The 24808-nt window shown below is 45.6% G+C and carries 9 protein-coding genes; 4 read left to right on the top strand and 5 right to left on the bottom strand.

Features of this window, described 5'->3' with window-relative positions:
* Positions 1 to 4: 4 nt before the first annotated feature.
* From K339_RS0104710 to K339_RS0104695, 4 genes are all read right to left on the bottom strand, one after another.
* Positions 5 to 520 (bottom strand): phage tail protein, encoded by a 516-nt coding sequence (locus K339_RS0104710; RefSeq protein ID WP_028522584.1) that lies wholly within the window; start codon positions 518 to 520, stop codon positions 5 to 7.
* A gap of 141 nt (positions 521 to 661) precedes the next feature.
* Entirely contained in the window at positions 662 to 1171 is a 510-nt protein-coding gene (locus K339_RS0104705) for a phage tail protein (protein ID WP_028522583.1), read from the bottom strand.
* Between the two features lie 58 nt (positions 1172 to 1229).
* Positions 1230 to 1733, bottom strand: coding sequence for a phage tail protein (locus tag K339_RS0104700; protein ID WP_028522582.1), 504 nt, complete (start codon positions 1731 to 1733; stop codon positions 1230 to 1232).
* 34 nt (positions 1734 to 1767) lie between these two features.
* Complete coding sequence (locus K339_RS0104695) at positions 1768 to 2352, bottom strand: hypothetical protein (RefSeq protein WP_028522581.1); 585 nt, start codon at positions 2350 to 2352, stop codon at positions 1768 to 1770.
* Positions 2353 to 2551: 199 nt separating this feature from the next.
* Here K339_RS0104695 and K339_RS32555 point away from each other — a divergent pair, with 199 nt between their 5' ends.
* The 3 genes from K339_RS32555 to K339_RS35735 all read left to right on the top strand — a co-directional run bounded on the left by K339_RS32555 (position 2552) and on the right by K339_RS35735 (position 21631).
* On the top strand, positions 2552 to 13651 hold the full coding sequence (locus K339_RS32555; protein WP_037299244.1) for a Calx-beta domain-containing protein: 11100 nt from the start codon (positions 2552 to 2554) through the stop codon (positions 13649 to 13651).
* A gap of 102 nt (positions 13652 to 13753) precedes the next feature.
* Entirely contained in the window at positions 13754 to 16774 is a 3021-nt protein-coding gene (locus K339_RS0104685; protein ID WP_028522580.1) for a two-component regulator propeller domain-containing protein, read from the top strand.
* A 168-nt stretch (positions 16775 to 16942) separates the two neighbouring features.
* Entirely contained in the window at positions 16943 to 21631 is a 4689-nt protein-coding gene (locus K339_RS35735; protein ID WP_051397807.1) for a family 16 glycosylhydrolase, read from the top strand.
* Between the two features lie 85 nt (positions 21632 to 21716).
* Here K339_RS35735 and glgP read toward each other — a convergent pair whose 3' ends face one another.
* A complete protein-coding gene (gene glgP / locus K339_RS0104670; protein WP_028522579.1) occupies positions 21717 to 23363 on the bottom strand; it encodes an alpha-glucan family phosphorylase in 1647 nt (548 codons plus the stop codon).
* A gap of 530 nt (positions 23364 to 23893) precedes the next feature.
* Between glgP and K339_RS37670 the strand changes: the two genes are divergently transcribed.
* Positions 23894 to 24313: a hypothetical protein gene (locus K339_RS37670; protein WP_211243778.1), complete on the top strand. Its 420-nt coding sequence runs from the start codon at positions 23894 to 23896 to the stop codon at positions 24311 to 24313.
* The last annotated feature ends 495 nt before the right edge of the window (positions 24314 to 24808 follow it).

Here is a 24808-nt window from a genome sequence, read left to right as displayed (position 1 = left end):
GCTATTATCCTCTCGGTGGAAAAACTCCCTGTAAAGCTATGTTAAAATAAAATGTGAGATAAGGCATCATGTTGTTGTGCGGCTGGTCGCCTCCTGCGGGGGTTACAGCGTTTGCTGACATAGCCACTGTTGACCCACCAGGGTTAGTGTTATAAAAGTTTGCCCGTGCGGGATATGCTCCAGTAGGGCCTGATTGCAAACCACTATCATTTAAGGCATGGACAGTGTGACTATGCGAGGGAATTTCAGACTCTAGCAAAGATACAGTTTCGGAACCATTCATTTCACCCAAATCATGGAGTGATAACCCTGGTCCTTGGCCTGGGTGCATGGGCGTTCGGCCTTGCAAATCTGGTAAGGCAAAATTTGATTTTCCATTTCCTCCGTAGGTAGTTCCTAAGAGTGAAAAAAGAGCGGTATTTTGGGAAAGAGGTAATAATTGGCCGTCACACCAAGCCCAGCCTCTAGGGGCAAAATTGAATGGGAATATGCGTATTTCGGCAACAAATGGATCTGCCATGGTCGTTGTTGAGTTTAGGGTAAAATCAAATAAGATTTCACAGTTTGAGTAAATTTTACGGCGCTATCTAATTGATAATTAATTGCTTACGTAGAGTTAATTGCCGCCTGTTAACGATGAATTGTTCGTAAGCAATTAGCACTAAGTTGGCGAAGGAAAAATACCAAATAGTGAAATAATAAAGTTTACACAAAGGTAAGGTTGAAAGTTAGTGTGCGGTTGAGAACCTCCTGTCGAACTCATTGTACTTGGCGCTAAATTACTGAGTCCAACCGACGTGTCAGTTGAATAGAAATTGGCAGAGGCGTTGCGAGCAAAGGTCGTTCCCGCTGGGCTTCCTGTACCTCCTGAGTTCTCAGTACCTAGAAAAACATGGCTATGGGCTGGAATTTGAGACACAGTTAGTGTAATCTCCTCCGCACCGCCTGTTTCGGCCAGTATAAACCCATTGCCTTGGTGGATGGGAATCCGCCCGCGTAAATCGGGAAGAGCAAACGTAGATTGACCATCACCCCCATAGGTTGTCCCGATTAAATTAAAAAGGGTTTCATTTTCTGAAATAGGCAACAACTGCCCTCCGCAAAACATCCAGCCAGCGGGGGCAAAGTTCCCCCCAAACATGCGTATTTCTCCAACATAAGGTTGAGCCATTTTTGTAAAGTGATTAAAGGGTTTAAAAAAAAATTAATTAACAGACACCGTGTCCAACCTAAGTTGGGCTTGGGAAAATACCCTGTAAAGCAACACAAAAACTAAGCGTCAAAAACGGTTGCATGTTTAAATGGGCTTGCGAGCCTCCTGTAGCAGTAATCATTTGGGCTCCCATAGCTACCAAATTACTACCGCCTGAATATAGTTCTGAGGGGGTAGTATCGGCAATACGAGCATCAGTAGGCGCAATCGTATTTTGGGTTGTGCTGGTTGCGTTGGCTACGTGTGTGTGTGTAGGTAGTTGGGCTATACTTAACGTATGAGCCTGCTCACCACCAGGCTCGCCTAGCGTATGTCCGCTCCCCACGTGAATGGGTGTACGGCCGCGCAAATCGGGCAATGCGAAATTTACTCGCCCGTCGCCTCCAAACGTAGTGCCTAAAAGAGAAAATAGGGCTTGATTTTGGTTGATGGGTAGAAGCTGCCCATTGCAGAGTGCCCAGCCTTTGGGAGGAAAGACGAAACTCATGATCCGAACTTCGGACAAAAAAGGTTCTGCCATAACATTTGAGGGTTTAGTGAAACAATTTGAAAAACTAAGATAAATACTTTGATTCCCAGCGGGTATATACGTCTTCTTGGAGACGAATGTTTGTCACAACTTGCTTATCTGCGCGAAGGTACGATTGGAGATATACTTCACCATTGGCGCTCAGGTAGCGCCCTGTTTTACTTTCCTTTAATGGAACGAGGGCGTCAAAAGTTGAAGTGCCTAATTGGGCGGAAGCTTCGGCGATGGCCTGTAATTCAAACAAAGACCAATACGCGATTGTTGCCCAATTTCTCGCTGCTTGGCGCTGCCAAAACGGAATTATCAAGTCTATTGTGCCTAACGTTGGATGTGTTTTTTCAAATACTTGAAAGCAATACTGCTGTTCTTGATAAAAGTAAACTTGGTTGTTTGCCGCTGCAAATTCCCCCGACGTAACTGCGGATGGGGGCGTAGGTAATGTACCAGCTAAAGCAATTGAAACTGATTCAATGGGACAAACACTGACAACTTGTGATAACCATTGAGGCCACGTATGGGGAGGGGAGGTAGGCAATTGAGCAAACCCCGATAAAAACGGAAAGCTGCCCAAAGAAGTGCCTAATAGCTTGATGAACGGCCGTCTTTGCATAACTGAGTAAAAGTTTTTCTACGTTGAAGGAAAAATCTAAAAACTACTTACCAAGTATGACTTATTGGTATAGTTTTTTTTAGCTCCACGAATCAAAGATATGAAAAATAGTATATTGAAATTATTTTTTTTGGTTTTTTTTCGACTACTTTTGATTAATTAATTTGTGTTTACTCAATTTTTGAAAAACTAATACGTCATGAAAAACGCTATCCCCATTACGGTGAGTCTATTGCTCAGTGTACTCATCCCCTTTTTTTCGCGCCCTGAAGAAAAATATCAGCTAAATACTGCTACAGTTTCTAAAGAACAAATGGCTAAAGGAAACATTAAGGCCAATCTTAATACAAGGCGAAAAGTTCCGATACTCAGCCCTTTAGCGCCGCCCCCCAATGAAACAAATGTCGCTGCCCAGGTAAAAACCTGGTGGTTAGCGCCCTCTATTTCTGCTTTAAAAACAGCAACCCAAGTAGGAACCGATGTCGGTACCACTGGTCCGACGCCAGGGGATGTGTTAGAATATACCATAACAATTGCCAACGCATCGACGGTGGATGATGCCACGGGCGTAAAATTTACCGATACTGTTGATCCCAATACCACACTTGTACCAGGCTCGGTTAACTCATCACCCATTGCGGTCAATGACTCCTATTCTACCGTAGGAAACGTTTCTATTGAGGTTCCAGTAGGTACTGGGATGTTGGCCAATGAAGTTAATTTGGATGGAGAACCGCTCCAAGTAACAGGAATAGACGCGTCATTAACGCAAGGAAATGTTACACATAACTCCAATGGAAGCTTTACTTTCAACCCTGCTCCAGGGTTTGAAGGGCAAACCACCTTTCTCTACACCGTTACAGATGGTACTTTTAGCGTAACAGGCAAAGTAACTATTACGGTGACGGGCATGATTTGGTTTGTCAATGCTAGTGCAAGTACGAATGGCGATGGGCGTCTCAATTCGCCATTCAATAACATGAACGCCTTCAATGGTAGTGCATTGGATGGTACAGGCGACAACATCTTCGTATATACTGGCACTTATACCAATACGACAAGTACTGTCTTGCTGGCGCAACAAAACCTGATTGGTCAAGGGGCAGTAGGGGACAACCTTGCAGCCTTGGCTGGGGTGACTTTTTCGGTACATCCACCCATGGGTGGAGTGAGTATTCCTAGCATAAATGGTACACGCCCAATCATCAATCAGGCAGGGAATACCATCAATATGCAATCGAACAACGAAGTGCGGGGGGTAAACATCAACAATACTGGCGGAACTGCTCTACAAGGAAATGGTTTCTCCACTGCTGTCGTTCGTGAGGTGAGCATCACCAATACGGGGGGAACCGCAGTCAATTTCAACAGTGGGGCTCTGAATGCAATCATTCAAAGTGTCTCTTCTTCCAATGCCGCCGTGGGAATAAAATTAACTGCCACCACGGGTAGCTTCCAAGTAACAGGAACAGGCACAACGGATGCTTCTGGCGGAACGCTATCGAGTATCACAGGGTATGGTGTGGAGTTAAGAAATGTTACAAACATCACGCTGAAGAACATGAATCTACCTTCTGCCAATACCACAAGTGACGGAGGGAGCGATGGAGCTTGTGACGAGAATGATGTCGACGCCTGTTTTGCTGCTATTTACATGAATATAGCAAGTACAGTTTCTTTAGATAATATTGACATTGGCGCTACTGAAGAACATGGTATCATGGGGTTGAGCGTGAGCAATTTGACAATCAATAATTGCACAGCGACTAATAATGGGAATTTGAATGAAGAAAATGCCTTGAAGTTCAGAAATTTATCAGGGACTTGTTCCATCACCAATTCATCGTTTCAGAACTCCGCTTTCCGAATCTGCCACATTATAAATACAACGGGGAATTTGACTTTAACCGTTAACAACTGTACGTTGAACAACACCGCTTCTTCGCCAGTTGGGGCAGACTGTTTCGAAATGCGTACGCAGGGTACAGCTACTGCCACAGTTACATTGACCAATAATCTATTTCAAAGGGCTAGAAGTAAAGGGGTTCAAGTGTTTGCTGAAGACAATTCTACCATGAACTTCAACATGACGGGCTGTAGTGTGCAACGTTTTGGTGGAGCGATGGCGGGGGTCGAAGTAGGCTCAAATGGTACTACTGCGACCATGAACTATAATGTTAACAACAACTCAGTCATAGAGTCTTCGGGGGAAGTAGCCTTTCTTGCTTCTACTTTTAGTACCTCCGACCTCAATGGCCGTACCAACAACAATACCAGCATTACGAATAATAACTCAACGGCTACGATCTTTGCGGGGGTGCGTGTTTTACACGAAAATAATGGACAAGCCATTCTTGAGTTTAAGAATAATCCTAGCATTGTCACTTCTAACACCGATCTTCCCATAGATTTTACGGCAGTCAATGCAAGTACCGCCAGTGGGCGTTTGGATGTTACTTTTGAAAGTAATAATGTTACTAATTCCACGACTACTGTAGCGGGCCTTGAAGGGGTTATGTTGACATTGGGAGATAATGTTGGTGGTGACGCTAATACAATGTGCGGTCATATTCGTAGCAATGCGCTCACTTTGCCCACAGGTTACCCACGGGCTTTTCGGGTGCGTCACTTCAATTCTACGGTTGTTATGTTACAAGGGCCAGGGTCAGGGTCAGATATTGCTGCTAACTGGTCAGGCAACTCAAATAGCAATACAAACGGTACAACGACTGCGTATGGCCCCAATACGACGGGTGTTACTTTTGGGGTTACGTGTAATGTTCCCAGCCATGCTCCCGTCCGCATTGCAGTCGAGCCCCTTGCTATCGACCGCCCACAAACTGAAACGGCCGAAGTAGCCCAAGTGGTTGAAGTGTCAAAACAAGAAATTGATAACCAAGCTACGGCTCCTACCGCAGAAGCGATTCAAGAAGCCCTCGACGAAACTGCCCGCAAGTCTGTAGTGCTTTCGGGAGATCAAGTATCAGTAGGTGGTGTGAGTGGATTTTTATTGCCTGCGGAGAAAAGCATCACCATCAAGTTTCGGGTCACAATTGATGACCCACTGCCCCTAGGTAAGTGTCAAATATCTAATCAAGGCACAGTCACAGGAAGTAACTTTGGTGATGTTTTGACCGATGAGGTAGCTGGCGCACCCATAAGCGCTACCGTGACTCAGTTGATGAAACACTCCTTGGGAAATTTGGTGTATCAAGATGTCAACAAAAACAGCCTATTTGATGGTGGTGATTTGGGCATCAACGGTGTTTTGGTCAACTTGTACCGCGACAATGGAAGTACGCCTGGGAGTTTGGATGCTGGTGATACGTACATTACCAATACTACTACCGCAGGAGGAGGGTTATATAACTTCCCTAATCTCTGTTCTGACAAATACATTGTCCAAATTCCGTCTTCTGAGTTTGGGGCGGGCAAACCACTCAATGGTTTAATTTCAAGCCCAGGGGGCATCGCTCCTGATCCCGAGAATAATACCGACAACGATGACAATGGCCAAGACGCCATCAACAGTTCCATTGCTAGTCAAGCCATTACCTTGAATTATACTGGAGGTGCTGTTGAAAATAACACTACCCTAGACTTTGGCTTTAGAACCCCTACGTTGATAACCATTAATGATGTTACGAAATCTGAGGGCTCAGGAGGCGGAACAACTGTTTTCGCTTTTACAGTGAATCGTAGTGATAATTCAGGAACTTTTGGCCTAACCGTAAACACAGCAGCGGTTTCAGCTAATAACGGTGATTATACGGCTATTTCTAACGGAACAGTGAGCTTCACGGCAGGTGATAACCTCAACGCTACAGTTTCTGTAACAGTCAATTCCGACGACATCGTAGAGCTTAATGAAACCTTCAATGTCGTGCTTTCGGGGGCGCCTGATGGGGTCATCATCACTGATGCAACGGGCGTAGGAACGATTACCAATGACGACCAAGCTACACTAACCGTTGGTGATGTATCGAACTCGGAAGGGAATAGTGGTACAACAATTTTCACATTTACGGTTACTGCTGATAAAGTGGTGGATGTACCATATACAGTCAATATAGCTACGGCAAATGGAACAGCAACAGTAGCTGGTTTAGATTATAATGCGAATAATGCAACACTCAGCTTTACTGGTAACGCGGGGGAATCTCATACTTTTGAGGTCACAGTCAATGGGGACGTATTAGTGGAGCCTAATGAAAATTTCTCGGTAGCTTTTAGCAGTTTAGCGGCTTCTGGGCGGGATATAATTCACTCGGATATAGGTATTGGTAGTATCTCGAACGATGACAACGCTGCAATCACCATCAACGATGTGTCTCAAACGGAAGGAAATTCAGGCACTACAAATTTTGTATTTACAGTTTCGTTAAGCAATCCTGTGAGTGCCACTGTCTCTGTAGATTATGCCACAGCTCCTGGAACAGCCACCGCTGGTACTGATTATACAACCACCAATGGTACGCTTACGTTCGCCGCTGGAGAAACGACAAAAACAATCTCCGTTCCAGTCATTGGAGATGCAGTAGGAGAAGCCAACGAAACTTTCTTTGTCAATTTAAGCAATCGAGTAAGCACTTTAAGCTCAAACATTACAATCTCAGATGCCCAAGGTTTAGGAACAATAAACGACGATGATCTTCAGTTTTCTATCAATGATGTGACGGCAAATGAAGGTAATTCAGGAACGACCAATTTTACGTTTACCGTACATCGTACCAGCACAGCCACGGCCGAAACCATTAACTATGCCACTGCCGATAACACCGCTACGACCGCCGATAATGATTATACGAGCACGAGTGGTACACTAACCTTTGCCGCAGGAGAAGCAGACAAAACAGTAACTGTTGCCGTAAATGGAGATAATAAAGTAGAGCCTAACGAAAGCTTTTTTGTGAATCTTTCGGCGCCAAGCAATGGTGCAATTTCGGACGGACAAGGACAAGGAACGATTACCAACGAAGATTTCGCTACGTTGACTTTTAGTACCGTAGCAGCACAAAATGAAGGCGCTTTGGGAACAGTTGCCTATGCCTACGACCTCACTTTAGACAAAGAGGTAGTAGGAGGGTTTACCGTTAATTATAATACCAACAATGGTACAGCAACGACAGCCGATGGCGATTACCAAGATAATGATGGCTCAATAACATTTACTGGAACGGCGGGAGAAAAACATACCATCACGGTACTCGTCAATGGAGATTTAAAAGTTGAATTGGACGAAGAGTTTACAGTCGTTATTGGTTCAATATCAGGTACGTTGTCATCTTCTGTTAGCCTGAGTGGTAGCCCGACTAGAACGGCTACCATTACCAACGATGATGCCGCAACGGTATCGTTAGTAGGCAATGTAAGCCAAAGTGAAGCTGTCACCCCACAGGTATTTACGGTCAGTTTGAGCAATCCAGTGGATGTGGACGTTACCTTGAATTTTGCCACGACGGATGTCACAACAACATCAGCCGACTACACGTCGGTCAACCAAACGGTAACTTTCACTGCAGGTAGCACTACAGCTCAAACTGTGAATGTAGCTGTAACAAATGACAATATTGTAGAACCTAACGAAACCTTCAACGTCACGTTGAGTAGTTTGTCAGCATCAGGTCGAAGTGTAAGCTTGGGCGCTACCACTACAGGAACTGGTACAATTACCAATGACGATAACGCTACAGTCACCCTCACGGGGGCTATTGCGCAAGCAGAAGGCAACTCGGGTACGGTGGATTATTCCTTTACCGCTACCTTGAACAATCCTGTACAAGGGGGATTAACCGTCACCTATAACACCAACGACGGCACTGCCACAGTCACTGATAATGATTATATTGATAATGATGGCTCGTTGACCTTCGCTGGCGTGGCAAGTGAAACCAAAACAATCATCGTAAAAGTCAACGGAGATTTAAAAATTGAGAACAACGAGAATTTTGTGGTCGCTTTGGGAGTAATTACCAGCGCTCCTTCGGGAGTGACCGTGGGTGGAACATCACAAACGGGAACCATCAACAACGACGAACTAGATTGGGGCGACGCGCCTACGACAGGCCAAAGTGGTTTTGCCAGTTCGTACCCAACGACATTGACTGACAACGGTGCCCATCATACGCTCACACCAGGAGGCGTATTTTTGGGGGCTACTGTGACTGCTGATTTGGATGGTCAACCTACCGCAACCGCCAATGGCGATGCTACGGGCGACGATGGAGTCACGTTACCAAGTGCATTTATTATCAATACCACAGGCAGCGTCACTGTGACTGCTTCGGCGGTTTCTAAGCTAGATGCGTGGATTGACTTTAACCGTGATGGCGATTGGGATGATGCCAACGAAAAAGTAGCGAATGGAGCAAACTTAGTGGCTGGTGCTAACACTATTCCTGTCAATGTACCTGCGGGTGCAATTTTGGGTACATCCTTTGCCCGTTTCCGAGTTAGTACCGCAGGAGGTCTATCTCCAACAGGCTTTGCCGCAGACGGTGAAGTGGAAGATTATCAAGTATCTATTTTAAATAATCAGTTCTCTATCAACGATGTTTCTATCACTGAAGGAAACAGCGGAACAACCAATTTGACTTACACCATCAACCGAACTTCCAATGCAACGGCATCGTCCGTAAGCTATGCCATCACAGGCGGAACAGCAACCTCGGGAAGTGATTACCAAACATTTGCTTTGGGAACCATTAACTTCACCGCAGGAGGTTCATTAACGCAGACCATCTCGGTGGTAGTCAATGGTGATGTGGTCGTGGAAGACAATGAGACGGTGATTGTTACTCTTTCAAACCCAACCAACGGAGCCATCAGCACCGCAACGGGAACGGGGACTATCAACAATGACGACGCTGCTACTTTGACATTAACGGGAGGTGTTGCCAAAAATGAAGGCAACAGCGGAAATACTGCCTATACCTTCACGGCCACACTATCAGCTCCCGTACAAGGTGGTTTCGAAGTCGCCTATGCTACTGGAAATGGCACTGCAACAGTGGGAACAGACTATACCGACAACGATGGTAGCTTGACGTTTACTGGAACCGCTGGTGAAACTAGAACGTGGACGGTAGATGTACTAGGTGATAATTTGGTAGAAGCTACCGAAACGTTTGAGGCTGCGTTAGGGGCAATTAGTGCAACAAGTGCTACTCAAGCAGCTGTAATAGCGATTGCTGGAACTCCTCAAACTGCCACCATCACCAACGATGACCAAGCAACGGTATCATTGGCAGGCAATGTGAGTCAGAGCGAAGCTGTCACACCGCAGGTATTTACGGTGACTTTAAGTAATCCTGTTGACATAAATGTAACTGTGAATTTCAGTACTTCTGATGGTACTGCTACAACCGCCGACAACGACTACACAGCCGTAACCAACCAAACAGTAACGTTTACGGCAGGCAGCACCACTGCCCAAACCGTGAATGTGGCTATTACACCTGATACCAAAGTAGAGGCCAACGAAATCTTCAACGTAGCTTTGAATAGTTTATCCGCCCCGAGCCGTAACGTCATTCTAGGTACGGCAACAGGTACGGGAACTATCAATAACGATGATGCCTCAACGGTCACTTTGACGGGTGGAACGTCAAAACCTGAAACCAACACGGGAACAGTCGCCTATACCTTTACCGCTACCTTGACAAATGCCGTACAAGGTGGTTTCACCGTAGTCTATACAACAAGCGATGGCACAGCAACCGTGGCTGACAATGATTACGTTGACAACGATGGGACTTTGACCTTTGCAGGTACGGCAAATGAAACCAAAACAATCACCGTACAAGCCAATGGAGATCTGAAAATTGAAACCAATGAGGACTTTGTGGTCGCTTTGGGAGCAATTTCTGGAGCACCTTCGGGAGTGACCGTAGGGGGAACATCACAAACAAGCACCATCGAAAACGACGAATTAGATTGGGGTGACGCGCCTGATAGCTACAAGACATTGTCGGCAAGCAATGGCCCACGTCACGCAAATGCCCCAGGAGGTATTCATTTAGGATTGGTGGTAGATGCGGACTTAGACGGACAACCAAATCCAACTGCAACGGGTGATGGTACTGACGATGATGGCGTGACACTGCCATCGGTATTGGTACTTAACACCACAGCCAGTGTAGTAGTCAATGCCTCCGCAGCGGGTAATCTTGATGCTTGGGTGGACTTTGATAACAACGGAACGTTTGAGGTAAGCGAAAAAATATTTATTAGCACACCAGTGAGTGCAGGTGTTAATAACTTGACCTTCCCTGTTCCTGCAGGCGCAACGCCAAGCAATAGTTTTGCCCGTTTCCGTATCAGTTCCACTGGTGGGCTAAGTCCCGAAGGTCTGGCGATTGACGGAGAAGTAGAGGATTATGCCATTCAAATTGTAAATACTCAATTCTCGATCAACGATGTAACCATCACCGAAGGGAATAGCGGTACTACGAACTTGACTTTCACCATAATTCGTACGGTCAATGCCAATGCGTGTTCGGTGAAATATGGTATCACTGGAGGAACTGCTACGTCGGGTACAGACTATCAAACGTTTGCGGATGGAACGGCTTCATTTACGGCAGGAGGAGCGTTTTCGCAAACCATCACGGTGGTTTTGAACGGTGACAACACGGTTGAGCTAGATGAAACCATCTTAATGACGTTAAGTGATCCTATAAACGCGGCAATTTTGGATGGCTCGGGCACTGGCACTATTACCAACGACGATGCCAGTGTGCTGACCGTTTCAAGCCCATCGGTGTTTGAGGGAAGTACAGGAACAACGACCATGACGTTTAACTTGAACCTTTCTAATCCTTCCGATGCCACAGTAGTAGTCAACTATGCTACGGTTGACGGCACTGCTACCATAGCCGATAATGATTATGTAAGTACGTCAGGCACCCTAACATTTGCGGCGGGTGAAACCACAAAAACAGTAACAGTTACGATAAACGGAGATTGTAAAGACGAAGTTAACGAAACCCTTCTGCTACGCTTGAGCAGTCTAAACGCCAGCGGCCGCAACGTAAGTTTGAGCGGAGGCGGAGCTACTTTAGATGGTACAGGCACCATCGTAAATACGCCGCTGCCTACGGCGACGATAGCGGGGACAACGACAGTATGTCTCACGGGAGCAGCACCAATGGTGACTTTTACGGGGGCAAACGGTACATCGCCTTATACCTTCAATTACCAAATCAACGGTACACCTCAAACGTCATTGGTTTCAACGGGGAATACTGCTACGACGACAGCTCCAACGAGCGTTCCTGGAATTTACACCTACACATTAGTGAGTGTGAGCGACGCCAATGGATGTAGCTCGAACGTAGGAACCTCCGTAACGGTGACGGTTCAAGGCAAACCAGAAATTAGTTTGTCAACCCAGCAACAGATTTTAAACGAAGGAAATACTCAAACTTTTTGTGACATTGATGCGAACCCTGTGAATAGTTTGGCGTTTACGGTTTTGACTTCGTGCGTGGTAGGAAATCCAGTGTGGCGGGTACAAGTAGGCAGTGGCGCTTGGAGCGCTTGGTCATCTACAGCCCCAGTTTCCCAGTCATCCAACAACCAACCCCACCACTATCAAGCGGCTTGCGATGCGAGTTGTCCAACGACATATACAGGAATTATTACATTGACAATCAATTACCGAGCATCGATTCCACAAAATGTGTCTTTGGTATCCGATGGTGTTACAGTGGCGGCGGGTGAGTCGAAGGTACTCTGTGATTTGCCTGGAACAAACATCACCTTCAATGCCACTTGTGCCGCTGGGGAAATAATTTTGTATTCGGTTGATGGGGATAGTTACAGTACGACAGTGCCTACGCAGTTGGTAGATGGCCTCGTTCACAATTACCGCGTTCGTTGCCGAAAAGCGGACGGAACACCATCGTGTGTTGAAACCGAATCGGCTCCGATGAGTTTGAGGACCGTAACAACCTTAGCAACGCCTGTTGTGAGTCTAAATTCAACCAGTAGTTGCGGTGGTGCTGTACCGATGACGAGTACATCGACCTGTGTAGGAACGACAACAATATGGTTCAACGCGGCGACAAACGTGGCTTTGCCTAGTTTGCCAGCAATGAGCCCTACAACAACGACATCTTATTATGCGCGCTGTCAGACAGATGCGGGTTGTTTGAGTGAGAAGAGTAATGTCGTGACATTCACAGTAGCGCCAGTGAACACCGCACCAGCGGTGTCGGTTTCAAACACCATCGTTTGTACGGGTACTTCAGTGACGGTTTCGGCCAATTGTCCAGCAGGTAGTAAGGCGTTCTGGAACACTGGAGTGAACGAAAATAGTTTCCAAGTGGCGTTTAGTAATGCAACGCAGCAAAGCTACTGGGCTAAGTGTATTTTTACCGACGGTTGCCAAAGTACAGAAAGTGTTCGTATGACGGTAATTTGGAAAGCTTTTGAGTTAACCCTCATTAATATTGGTCAAACTAAATCAGGCATAAAAGCCGCCAATGATAAGTCACTTTGGACAAGTCAATTTATCACCCGTGACGGAGGGCCAGAGCTAGAATTTAGTACTCAAACCAACCCAACGCTGTACTACGTGGAGAATGTAAACAAGACTGCACCACGTTTTTGGACAATCTTCGCAGATGTGTGTGACTTGGGGACCAATGGTTCGTTGACGTTCGACATGTTGGCCACTCCTGAGGTAGGTGTACCACGTTCGCTCAATACCCACGAAAACAATGCACCGTATTTCATGTATGCCAACCGCGAAGGTTGGACGGAGCTGTACGCTCAAAATCACCCTGCTTACGGCTTCTACGAAGACAATGGTGCAGGAGGTAATACCTACGATACTGGCTTACCAAAAGGATTGTATAAGTTGGGGGTTCGTTATTGGGATCAAAAGGGCTGGGGAAGTATTTATCCATCAACCCGTAAACCCCAAGGTAATGTACTAACCTACCAAGAGTACTGGTTCAGAATACAATCGAGAGATGGGGTAGGTGTAGGGGGAGTGAGGACGGCGGTTTCGGACAACGGACAACAGATGACCGATCACGCCTCTTTTGCAACGGTTATGCCAAACCCAGTTTCAAAAATCCTTCGTCTCAAAGTAGCCAATAGCAAAGGCAAAGAGGTAAAGGCGACGTTGATGGATGCTGCTGGGCGTACAGTACAAAACCGATTGTTTGTGGCAGAAACCAATGCACATCAAGAGGAGTTTGACGTAAATGACTTGCCAAACGGAATGTACCTTTTGAAAGTAGCAACTTCGGAAAAACAAGCCACCTTGAAAGTGGTGAAAGTAGAATAATCGCTTTAAAACAATTTTTGCAAAAGGCTGTTTCCATTTCGGAGGCAGCCTTTTGTCGTTTACGGATGTTCGTAGTACCTTTCGCTTTTGATACTTGACTCAATGCTCCGAAGTTTAATCTTTCTTGTATTTGTAGGTTTTCTGCAAACAGCGTTAGCGCAAACAAATTTTGAACAGTTTGATTACCTGACCATCACTGAGGGGTTGCCACACAATACCGTATTTTGTCTAACCCAAGACCAGCAAGGTTTTATTTGGGCGGGTACCAAAGATGGTTTGGTGCGGTTTGATGGATATGAGTGTCGGGTTTTTCGGCAGTCGGGGAGTGGTATGCCTTCATTTCAAGGAAAAAGTGTGCACGCCATTTTGGAAGATTCCAAGGGGAATCTCTGGGTAGGGACACAAACGGAAGGGCTTAATTTGCGGGAAGCCAACACGGGTGAGTTCAGAAATTTGAGCAATGAATTATCATTTAAACCTTTGGAAAAAAAATGGATTAAGCACCTGTTTGAAGACCGAAAAGGCCGCATTTGGATTGGAACGATTGGGGCGGGTGTATGGTGCTATGAGCCCAAAGTAAAGAAAATGAGGCATTTTGATGCGTCAAATTCTCCGCTGGCCTTCAACGAAGTATCCAACATTAGCCAAGACAACCAAGGTCGAATTTGGCTGGCAACCAGTGGAAAAGGCGTTTATTATTTTGATGAAAAAAGCATTCATCAATTCCATTCAAGCGCGAAAAACGACACTGATTTTGAGAGTTTTGGAAAAGTCTTTTTTAACGATAAAAAAGGAAACTTATGGGTCGGAACGCAGGGGTCTGGCTTGTATAAAATCAACCTAACTACTTTAGAGGTTCGTCGATACACAATGAAGGATGGCCTTTCTTCCAACAACGTCATGGGGATTGTACAGGCTCCGAGCGGCGAACTGCTTTTGGCAACGGATGGAGGTGGTTTGAATATTTTTGATCTAAAAAACGAGACGTTTTCTTCGGTTCAGTACGGAAAAATGCAAGGAAAATTAAACTCAAATGCTTTGCTGAATATCCTCGTTGACCGCGATGCAAACGTATGGATTGGGACGTTTAATGGGGGAATCAACGTCTATAAAGCGCATAAAACGCGTTTTGAAACATTTACTCAAACGGGTAGCAAAAAGGGGGAACTGAGCCATCGCTCGGTCTTGAGTATTTGCGAGGCCAAAAATGGTCAAATATACATCGGTACCGACGGCGGAGGGCTCAATAGGTTTGACAACCGCCTGAAGACTTTTTCGCCCATCCCCAACCAGCCCGTAGGCTATGGAAGCGTGGTCAAAACCATTTTTGAAGACTCCCGTCAACGTTTATGGTTGGGGTATTTTGAGAATGGTTTGAGCTACTTTGAACCCAAAACGCAACGTTTTAAACATTTTCGGTTTAACCCAACTGACCATACTACCATCGGAGGAAATAACGTATGGACAATGACGGAAGACCGTTCGGGGCGGTTGTGGGTGGGCGTTTTGGGAGGAGGTTTGGCTAGATTGGATGATGTAGCACAGGGAAAATTCACCCGTTTTAACCATTATCCCAAAGACCCTCACAGCCTTTCGAGTGATGATATCATGGTGATTTTTGCAGATAAAAATGACCAAATTTGGGTAGGTACCGATACCAAAGGTCTAAATATTTTTGATACAAAAACGGCGAAATGCCAACGGTTTCAGCATGAAAGAGAAAATTCTAAGAGCCTATCTGCCAATGATATTCGGTGTGTTTTTCAGGATTCTAAAGGACGGCTTTGGGTTGGTACCGAAAGCGGTGGACTGAATCTTTGGCTTGGCAATGATCAATTTCGACATTTTACGGAGCAACAGGGCTTGATTTCCAATGCTGTCATGGGAATTATGGAAGACAAAGAGGGTTATTTATGGGTAAGTACGTTTCGGGGTGTCAGCCGTTTTGAGGTTGACTCGAACCAGTGGCTTAACTTTGACTTTACCAAAAACTCTTACCTGACTTCTAACCAATTTAACCAAGCTACGGGTTTACGAAGCGACAATGGGGTACTTTACTTTGGAGGTATCAACGGTTTGAGCTTGATTCGTCCCGAAGAAGTGCGGTATTTGAAAAAAACGCCTAAATTGGTGTTGACTGACTTTAAACTTTTTAACCAATCCGTTCCAACAGGAAAGTTGCCCGATGGGCGCACCGTTTTGAATAACCCGTTGGAGCACGCCTCCGAAGTAGAATTGTCGTATGCCGATAACGTATTTTCAATTGGGTTCGCCGCCCTTGATTTTACCGACCCACTCAAAAACCAGTATGCTTTTCAGATGGTGGGTTTTGACCGTGAGTGGCGAATGGCGAACAGTGACCAACGACTCGTCACCTACACAAACTTAGAACCAGACACCTACGTGTTTCGAGTGAAAGGAACCAATAATAATGGCGTTTGGAGCAATGAAAAAACGCTGACCATTGTCATTACTCCTCCTTTTTGGCAAACGTGGTGGTTTAAGCTAGTCATCGGGCTTCTGACTTTGGCCTTGGCTAGGTTGATTTTACAAATATATACCTCGCGCCGCGAAATGGCATTAAAACAAAAAGTGCTGGAATCTGACCGTGCCATTTTAACCCTGACCAACGAAAATTTAGCGGCAGAACAAGCCATTTTGCACCTGCAAAACGAAAAATTAGAAACCGAAATACAGTCAAAAAATACGGAACTAATGGCAACGGCCGTGCAAATGGCACATAAAAATGAAATCCTTATCAGCATTGTAGAGCAACTGGAAGACATTCGGAACGTAGAAGAAACAGAAAAAATTAAACGACTCAAAAGCCTTAAAAAGACGATTGAAACCGAAATTGAAGGAGAACGAAGTTGGGAGCAGTTTACCTTGTATTTCGATGAAGTCAATCAAAATTTCACAACCGAACTTCTAAAAAAACACCCATCGCTTACTCAGAACGACCTTCGAATGTGCGCACTTACGCGCCTAAATATGACAAATAAGGAACTGGCGGCTATCCTGAATATATCGGTAACTGGGGTGGAAAAAAGCCGCTACCGACTTAAAAAACGGTTAGACCTAACGCCTAAAGACGACCTAGCAGTTTACTTGAGAGGGTTCTAACAACTCAAAAAACTGGATTTTGAACCCAATTTTTGCCCTGTCCAGTTAATGTCCAAGTAGTTTTTGGTAATAAAATGAGAAAAAATTGAATGTTTGCGAGCAATTAGCGACGCGTCTCGCATTTAACCTATGATTTCTGATTTTCTTACCTTAACTGTTACTTTTAAAATGAAAAACAATGTACGCCATGTTTTTTGTCTCAGTGCGATGCTCATTGGGATGTTAGTGTGTTTTTCGACGGGAAGGGCTTGGGGGCAAGCGCCTCCAGGGTACCGATTGATTTGGAGTGACGAATTTAACGGAGCTACCATCGACCCTGCCAACTGGGGTTTCGACATTGGTGGGTCGGGCTGGGGAAACAACGAATTGCAGTACTACACCAATCGCCCCGAAAACGCTTTTTTGAACAACGGAAATCTTGTCATTGAAGCCAGAAAAGAAAGTTATGGCAACAACGAATACACCTCAGCTCGTTTGTTGACCAAAGGCAAACGCGACTTTCTGTTTGGCCGCATTGATATTCGGGCAAAACTACCCAAAGGGCAAGGCGTTTGGCCTGCGCTTTGGTCGCTTGGGAAAAATATTGACCAAGTGAGCTGGCCTGCTTGTGGTGAAATGGACATCATGGAGCTATTGGGACATGAACCTAACAAAATGTACAGTACCGTTCACTGGGCACCTCCAGGAGGTGGGTCAACCAATCTACCCGCAAATTATGTAATGCCATCGGGTGATTTTTCGCAAGATTTTCACGTATTCTCAATGGTTTGGGAAAGAGACATCATCAAGTTTTACGTAGATGATAACCTCGTTACTACTGTCACAAGGGCAAACATCACGGGAAATTATCCTTTTAATGACCCATTTTTTCTTATTTTTAACGTTGCAGTAGGAGGAAATTGGCCAGGAAATCCGAATGAAACAACTACATTCCCCCAACGGATGTACGTGGACTACGTTCGGGTATTCCAACAAGAAACCAGCTTGGCGGGGCCAACTGTAGCGGCTCCTACGCCAATTGAGCCTGCCTCTCGCGTGATTTCGTTGTTCAGCAATCCTTACACCAATGTTGCGGTGGATACGTGGTCGACATCTTGGGACATGGCCGATGTAGAAGAAGTCGCTGTGGCTGGAAATGCAACCAAAAAATATTCCAACCTTACGTACGCTGGTGTAGAGTTCCATACGCCAGGGCCAGTGATTGATGCCAGTTCGATGGAGCGCTTTCATGCCGATATTTGGACGCCAGACGCCAGTACTTTTAAGCTTAAATTGGTCGATTTTGGGGCCAATGGTACTTACGGCGGCGGCGATGATACCGAACATGAATTGACTTTTTCGCCCACATTGGGCAACTGGTATTCGATTGATGTGCCTCTTAGCAATTTTACGGGCTTGACTTCGCGTGCTCACTTAGCGCAATTAATCATTGTAGGGGATGGAGGTAATAAATCAGTTTGGGTTGATAACGTCTATTTTTATAAGTTACCCCCAACTCAGCCAACCGTAGCTGCCCCTACACCTACGCATCCTGCGGCCAATGTGAAATCGTTATTTAGTAATGCCTACACCAACCTCGCAGTCGATACTTGGTCGGCTTCGTGGGATCAGGCGGAGGTAGAAGATGTGATGATTGAGGGAAATACCACCAAAAAATATTCGAACCTAAATTACGCAGGCGTCGAATTTCATACGCCAGGATCTGTAGTGGACGCAAGTATCATGGAGCGTTTTCACTTGGATGTTTGGACAGCCAATGCCAGTACTTTTAAGGTGAAATTGGTGGATTTTGGCGCGGATGGTGCCTTTGGTGGTGGCGATGATACCGAACACGAGTTATCGTTCTCGCCAACGTTGGGAGAATGGTTTGCTATCGACGTACCATTGACTGCTTTTGCCAATATGACCTCACGTTCACACCTTGCCCAGTTAATTTTTGTGGGCGGGGGAGATAAAACCGTATGGCTAGATAATATTTATTTTTACCGAACAAGTGAAGCTCCGACTGAACCAATGGTCGCAGCACCAACACCGACGCAGCCGTCGTCGAACGTTATTTCATTGTTCAGCAATGCTTATACCAACGTCGCCGTAGATACATGGTCGGCACCGTGGGACATGGCGGATGTAACAGATGTGATGGTGGCAGGCAACGCCACGAAGAAATACAGCAACCTGACCTTTGCAGGCGTGGAGTTTCATACGCCAGGCCCTGTGGTGAATGCTACGACGATGGAGCGTTTCCACGCGGATGTATGGACAGCTAATGCCAGTACATTTAAGGTGAAATTGGTGGATTTTGGCGCCAATGGTACGTTTGGAGGTGGCGATGATACCGAACACGAGTTGTCCTTCACGCCAACCCTTAACACATGGTTTGCCATAGATGTACCGTTGAGTAGTTTTACAGGAATGACTTCAAAAGCCCACGTTGCTCAGTTGATTTTAGTGGGTGAAGGTGGTGGTAAAACCGTATGGGTGGACAACGTTTATTTTTACAAAACAACGCCCATAGCAAGCGAGCCTACAGAAGCCGCTCCTACGCCTACGCAGCCATCGTCGAACGTGATTTCGCTTTTTAGTAATGCTTATACCAACACAAACGTGGATACTTGGTCAGCCTCGTGGGACATGGCAGATGTGTCGGATGTGATGGTGGCAGGAGATGCGACCAAGAAATACAGCAACTTGACCTTTGCAGGGGTGGAGTTTCATACGCCAGGCCCTGTGGTGAATGCCACAACGATGGAGCGTTTTCATGTCGATGTGTGGACGGCTACAGCAAGAACATTTAAAGTAAAGCTGGTGGATTTTGGTGCCAATGGTGCATTTGGCGGTGGCGATGATACCGAGCACGAATTGTCGTTTACGCCGACGCTTGGCACTTGGTTTTCGATTGATGTACCATTAAGCAACTTCACGGGCATGACCTCTCGTTCGCATGTCGCGCAATTGATTTTTGTGGGTGATGGTAAAACGGCGTGGATTGACAACGTCTATTTTTACAAATTACCCCCAGTAGAACCAATGGTGGCGGCCCCAATGCCTACCCAACCGTCGTCGAACGTGATTTCGTTGTTCAGCAATGCTTATACCAATGTCGCCGTAGATACATGGTCGGCACCGTGGGACATGGCGGATGTGTCGGACGTGATGATTGCGGGAGATGCGACCAAGAAATACAGTAACCTGACCTTTGCAGGGGTGGAGTTTCATAGCCCAGGCCCCGTGGTGAATGCCACAACGATGGAGCGTTTCCACGCGGATGTATGGACGGCTAATGCGAGTACATTCAAGGTGAAATTGGTGGATTTTGGTGCCAATGGTACGTTCGGTGGTGGTGATGATACCGAACACGAGTTGTCTTTCAATCCGACCTTCAACGCATGGTTCTCAATTGACGTGCCTTTAAGCAATTTCACAGGTATGGCTTCAAAAGCCCACGTTGCTCAGTTGATATTTGTGGGTGAAGGTGGTGGTAAAACCGTATGGATTGACAACGTTTATTTTTACCGTAGCACAGCACCTGCCCCAACAGTGAGCCTTTCTCCGATGGGTAATTGCGGAACTCCTGTTGATTTTTCAGGTACTGCCAATTGCGGAAGTTCTGCGGTGGTGTGGTACAATGCCACTACCAACGAGGCTTTGCCTAATTTGCCCGCCAAAACTCCTACAGCCACTACTTCTTACTACGCTCGTTGTAAGTCGGCCGACGATAAATTAAGCGACAAGAGTGAAGTGGTTACCTTTACCGTTGTATCACAAGTTGCAACTCCAACAATTACGGTTTCACAAGCCGCTGTTTGTACAGGAACGACTGTGACGGTTTCGGCCAATTGTCCTGCGGGTAGTAAAGCGTTTTGGAATACGGGTGTCAATGAAAACAGTTTCCAGGTAGCTTTCAACAACGTAACCCAACAGACGTTTAAAGCAAAATGTGTATTTGCAGGAGGCTGCGAAAGTGGTGAAAGTGCTGCTAAAACAGTAAGATGGAAAGCGTTTGATTTGACTTTTATCAATATTGGTCAAAGTAAATCAGCGGTTAAAGCATCGAATAACCGCAGTGAATGGCAAAGCCAATTTATCACTTCAGATGGCGGGCCGTCTTTGGAGGAAAGTACCCAGCAAAACCCAACCTTGTATTTTGCAGAAAATGTGAACAAAATGGCACCACGGTACTGGACTATTTATGCCGATGCTTGTGCCTTGGGAACAGAGGGCTCATTGACGTTTGATATGAGAGCTACTCCAGAGACGGGCGTGGTACGTTCGTACAACACCCACGAAAACAATGCTCCTTACTTTATGTACGGCAATCGCGATGGTTTTACGGAATTGTACGCCCAAAACCACCCTGCGTATGGTTTTTACGAAGATAATGGTGCAGGAACGAATGTTTATGACGCGGGCTTACCCAAAGGATTGTACAAACTGAGCGTTCGCTATTGGGATCAAAAAGGCTGGGGAAGCATCTATCCTGCGACCCGCAAACCCCAAGGAAACGTGTTGGTTTACCAAGAATATTGGTTCCGTATCCAGTCGAAAGACGGTATTGGAGTGGGTGCAGCGAGAGTTGCAGATAGCAGTCAGCAGCCAGCGGATAGTAAGGAGCTGGCAGTCCTCCCCAACCCAGTGACTAGCCTTCTCCGTCTTCAGGTGCAAGACAGCAAAGGCAAAGAAGTGAAAGCAACGCTGTTAGACGCTGCGGGTCGGAAAATTTTGCACCGACAATTTACGCCCGAAACCAACACCCACCAAGAAGAGTTTGAAGTTGGAAATCTTGCCAGCGGAATGTACTTTTTGCAAGTGATAACCCCTGAAAAACAAGCAACCCTGAAAGTAGTAAAAGTAGATTAATAACGGTTTGCACCAATGATAAAGGGCTGTTTCGCAAGAAACAGCCCTTTTGTTATTTAGATAATTCGTAATTGTAAATTCCTAATTACTTATAAACCTTCTCGTAATATTCCGCCACCATGCGGTCAGCGTTAAAGAAATCTCCTACTTCATTCATGCTTGTCAACACTGTTTTATACCAGTCTTTGGGGCGTTGGTAATAAAGCGGCAAAATCTCGTTTTCGAGCATATCAAGCATGTTGGAAATATCCTCTCCATCACGGTTGTGATCAGAAGCTACGGGGACAATAAACGAGTTTTCGCCGTGGCGGGAGAATTCGCACACCCAGCCGTCGTAGGTTGAAAAGTTGAGACTGGCGTTCATCGCCGCCGTCATCCCGCTCGTACCCGAAGCTTCCCGCGTTACCACGGGTGTATTGAGCCACACGTCCGAGCCTTCCTTGAGCTGTTTCGACAAGGCCAATTCATAACCCGTCAGCACCGCCATGTTGGGGTAGAGGTGACTCAGGTAGTACAAATGATTAAACGTCTGAATAGCGCCCTCGTCTTTGGGATAAGGCTTCCCTGCCCAGATAAACTGAATCGGCAGGTCTTTATTCCGCATAATTCGGTCAAAGCGTTCTTGGTCGCGGGTGAGTAAATCGGGGCGTTTGTAACCCGCAAATCGTCTAGCCCAAACGATGGTAAGCACATTCGGGTCAAAGAGCTTTCCTGCTTGGTCGGCTACAGTTTTAAACAATTGCCCTTTTAGCGCTTTTTTACGCTTTTCGAGGGCTTTTAAATCGCTTTTTTCGCGGGCTTTTTCTAAGTCAGCATCCGCCCAAGAGGCTTTGTGTTGGGAGTTGGTTACGTGGGTAATTTCACAAATATCTTTGGCCCAACCCCACATCTGCCGCGACACTTCCCCGTGAAGTTTTGACACGGCATTGGCTTGGTGACTCAATCGAAGCGCGGCCAAAGAGTGATTAAATACATTGTCGGAAATGCCCGTAATCTTGCGGACCTCGTCTAATTTAAGACCCGCAAAAAAGCTAAGATCGTTCAAAAAGTGAATGTCATGTTTTTCATTCCCTGCTTCCTCGGGCGTGTGCGTAGTGAAAACAAACTTCTTCTGAACGGCTTCTTTTTTGCCCAATTTTTGGTACATATAAAAGACCGACGAAACGGCGTGGGCTTCGTTCAAGTGGTAAATGTCGGGGTCATAACCGAGTTGGTTCAAAAATTTCGCCCCTCCAATTCCCAAGACCATGCACTGCATCACTTTGATGGCAGGGTCGGAGTCGTATAACCGATACGAAATTTGACGCGCCCAAGTATCGTTGCCGTCGGTATCGGTGGTCAAGAAAAACATCGGAACTGTACCAAAAGTAGTGGGGTCGAGAAAATAGGCCGCTACCCACACAGGCTTATTGGCAATCGTAATTTGGAAGCGGATGCCCGTATCTTTCAAGAAACTGTACATTTTTTCCCGAAACTGAGGCATCATGCTATTGTCAGAATTGCGCATTTGGTCGTAGTAGCCAAATTTCCACAACATCCCGACACCAATGAGGTTTTGACGTAAATCGTGCGCGCTTTTCATGTGAGAACCCGCCAAAAAGCCCAAACCACCCGAATACGTTTTGAGGGCTTGGTCAATGGCAAATTCCATTGAAAAATAGACCGCAGATTTTTTAAAGCGAGCATCGAAAGCATACGGATGTGCGTAGGCCGCAGGAAGTTTTTTTGCCATAAAAGTAAGTCATCATAGGTTTAAGGCTGCTAAACTAAGAAAAAAATACCTAAATATGCAGCAAGTGGCTCTCTCGTGTGCAGCGGGTTACTCATTCGTGTGTGGCAGGTTGTTCATTTGTGCAGCAGGTTTCTCAAAACCTGCTAAATTCGTCGAAATATGTGTGGTGGTTTTGCGAAACTACTTTACACGAAACAGATTTTATTTATTAACCAACGCAAGTAGCCATCAAAAACGCACAGCCTAAACCCGAAGACAGGGTGAAGGCAAACGGTCGGCAAGAAGCCTCAGCGAGGTGAAATCTTAGTAGCAAAAGGTGAATTATCACTTCCATATTTATTTTTGTTACTGGGATGTAGCTCCTCTGGAGCAATAAGTAGTAGCTTTTTATTTTAATGCGTTCAACCTACTTGCGAATGTAAAGTTCATTTTCTACTTTTGCACCCACAAAATACCGAATAGGTATTTTTAGGGCCCATAGCTCAGTCGGTTAGAGCATCTGACTCATCAATTAAAAGTTCTTTGAATTAATGAACCGCGTTTGTGTTGTTTGTCAAACTCAGATTTATGGTCAAAAGCAAAAGTACTGTAGTAATACATGTAAGCAAAAAGACCATTATCACAGAGTAAAAAAACAGACAAATACATATCACTCTCAAACTCTTCGATCAATTTCTCGAAAAGTGGAATTAGTCCGAATTTTTGGAGGGAAATGTAATAAATGCGGTTATAGCGCAAATCTGGCTGCATTACATTTTCATCATCTAGATTCTACAACAAAGCATTTTAAACTTGATGCCCGAATTCTCTCTAATAAAAAATGGGAGAGCATTGTAGAAGAAGCTGATAAGTGTGTGCTGTTATGTTCTAACTGTCATGCAGAAGAACATAATCCAGAACTTAGCGTTGAAAATGTTCAAAGAATTTTAAATGGTGCCGCTTTTGTGTAAGCAAAAGATGGAATAGGGGTTAATTCAGGGAAGCCTTAACGAGTTGCGTCGATGGTAATCCTGAGCCAAGCCAAGTGAAAGGTTTAAGAGTAACTTGGAAGGTGCAGAGACTAAGAAGTGAGGAAACCAACCAATAAGCTTCTACTAACGCCCCTCACCCTAATTTCGAAAGTCTTCGGAAAGGGTGGTGAGATAGTCCTACTACTTTGGGAAACCAGAGGAAAGTGAATCAGGTGGTCGCAGGTTCGAGCCCTGCTGGGCCCACTCTAAAGCGTCTAATTTGCTTATTTTTAGCGAATTAGACGCTTTTTTTATGCTTTCTATTTGACCCAATATTCCGCCTTAATACGACATGCGTAGAACTTAACAGGAAAGGGAAAGCTCGTTAATGCAAAATCAGTAGTGTGCTAACCGCTAATTATTGGACACGTAAATGATAGAAAGTTAGAGACTTCAAGCACAGATTTTTGTCTTATTTTGAGTTAAATTTTTCAT

This window comes from Runella limosa DSM 17973 (genome assembly GCF_000482465.1).
Classification (GTDB): domain Bacteria; phylum Bacteroidota; class Bacteroidia; order Cytophagales; family Spirosomataceae; genus Runella; species Runella limosa.
The sequence above is the reverse complement of the archived record's forward strand: the minus strand, read 5'-3'. Positions and strand labels throughout refer to the sequence as shown.

Coding starts and splice junctions, on each gene's coding strand:
- K339_RS37670 (WP_211243778.1), top strand. CDS start 23,894: ATGAACCGCGTTTGTGTTGTTTGTCAAACTCAGATTTATGGTCAAAAG.
- K339_RS35735 (WP_051397807.1), top strand. CDS start 16,943: ATGAAAAACAATGTACGCCATGTTTTTTGTCTCAGTGCGATGCTCATT.
- K339_RS32555 (WP_037299244.1), top strand. CDS start 2,552: ATGAAAAACGCTATCCCCATTACGGTGAGTCTATTGCTCAGTGTACTC.
- K339_RS0104695 (WP_028522581.1), bottom strand. CDS start 2,352: ATGCAAAGACGGCCGTTCATCAAGCTATTAGGCACTTCTTTGGGCAGC.
- K339_RS0104700 (WP_028522582.1), bottom strand. CDS start 1,733: ATGGCAGAACCTTTTTTGTCCGAAGTTCGGATCATGAGTTTCGTCTTT.
- K339_RS0104710 (WP_028522584.1), bottom strand. CDS start 520: ATGGCAGATCCATTTGTTGCCGAAATACGCATATTCCCATTCAATTTT.
- glgP (WP_028522579.1), bottom strand. CDS start 23,363: ATGGCAAAAAAACTTCCTGCGGCCTACGCACATCCGTATGCTTTCGAT.
- K339_RS0104705 (WP_028522583.1), bottom strand. CDS start 1,171: ATGGCTCAACCTTATGTTGGAGAAATACGCATGTTTGGGGGGAACTTT.
- K339_RS0104685 (WP_028522580.1), top strand. CDS start 13,754: ATGCTCCGAAGTTTAATCTTTCTTGTATTTGTAGGTTTTCTGCAAACA.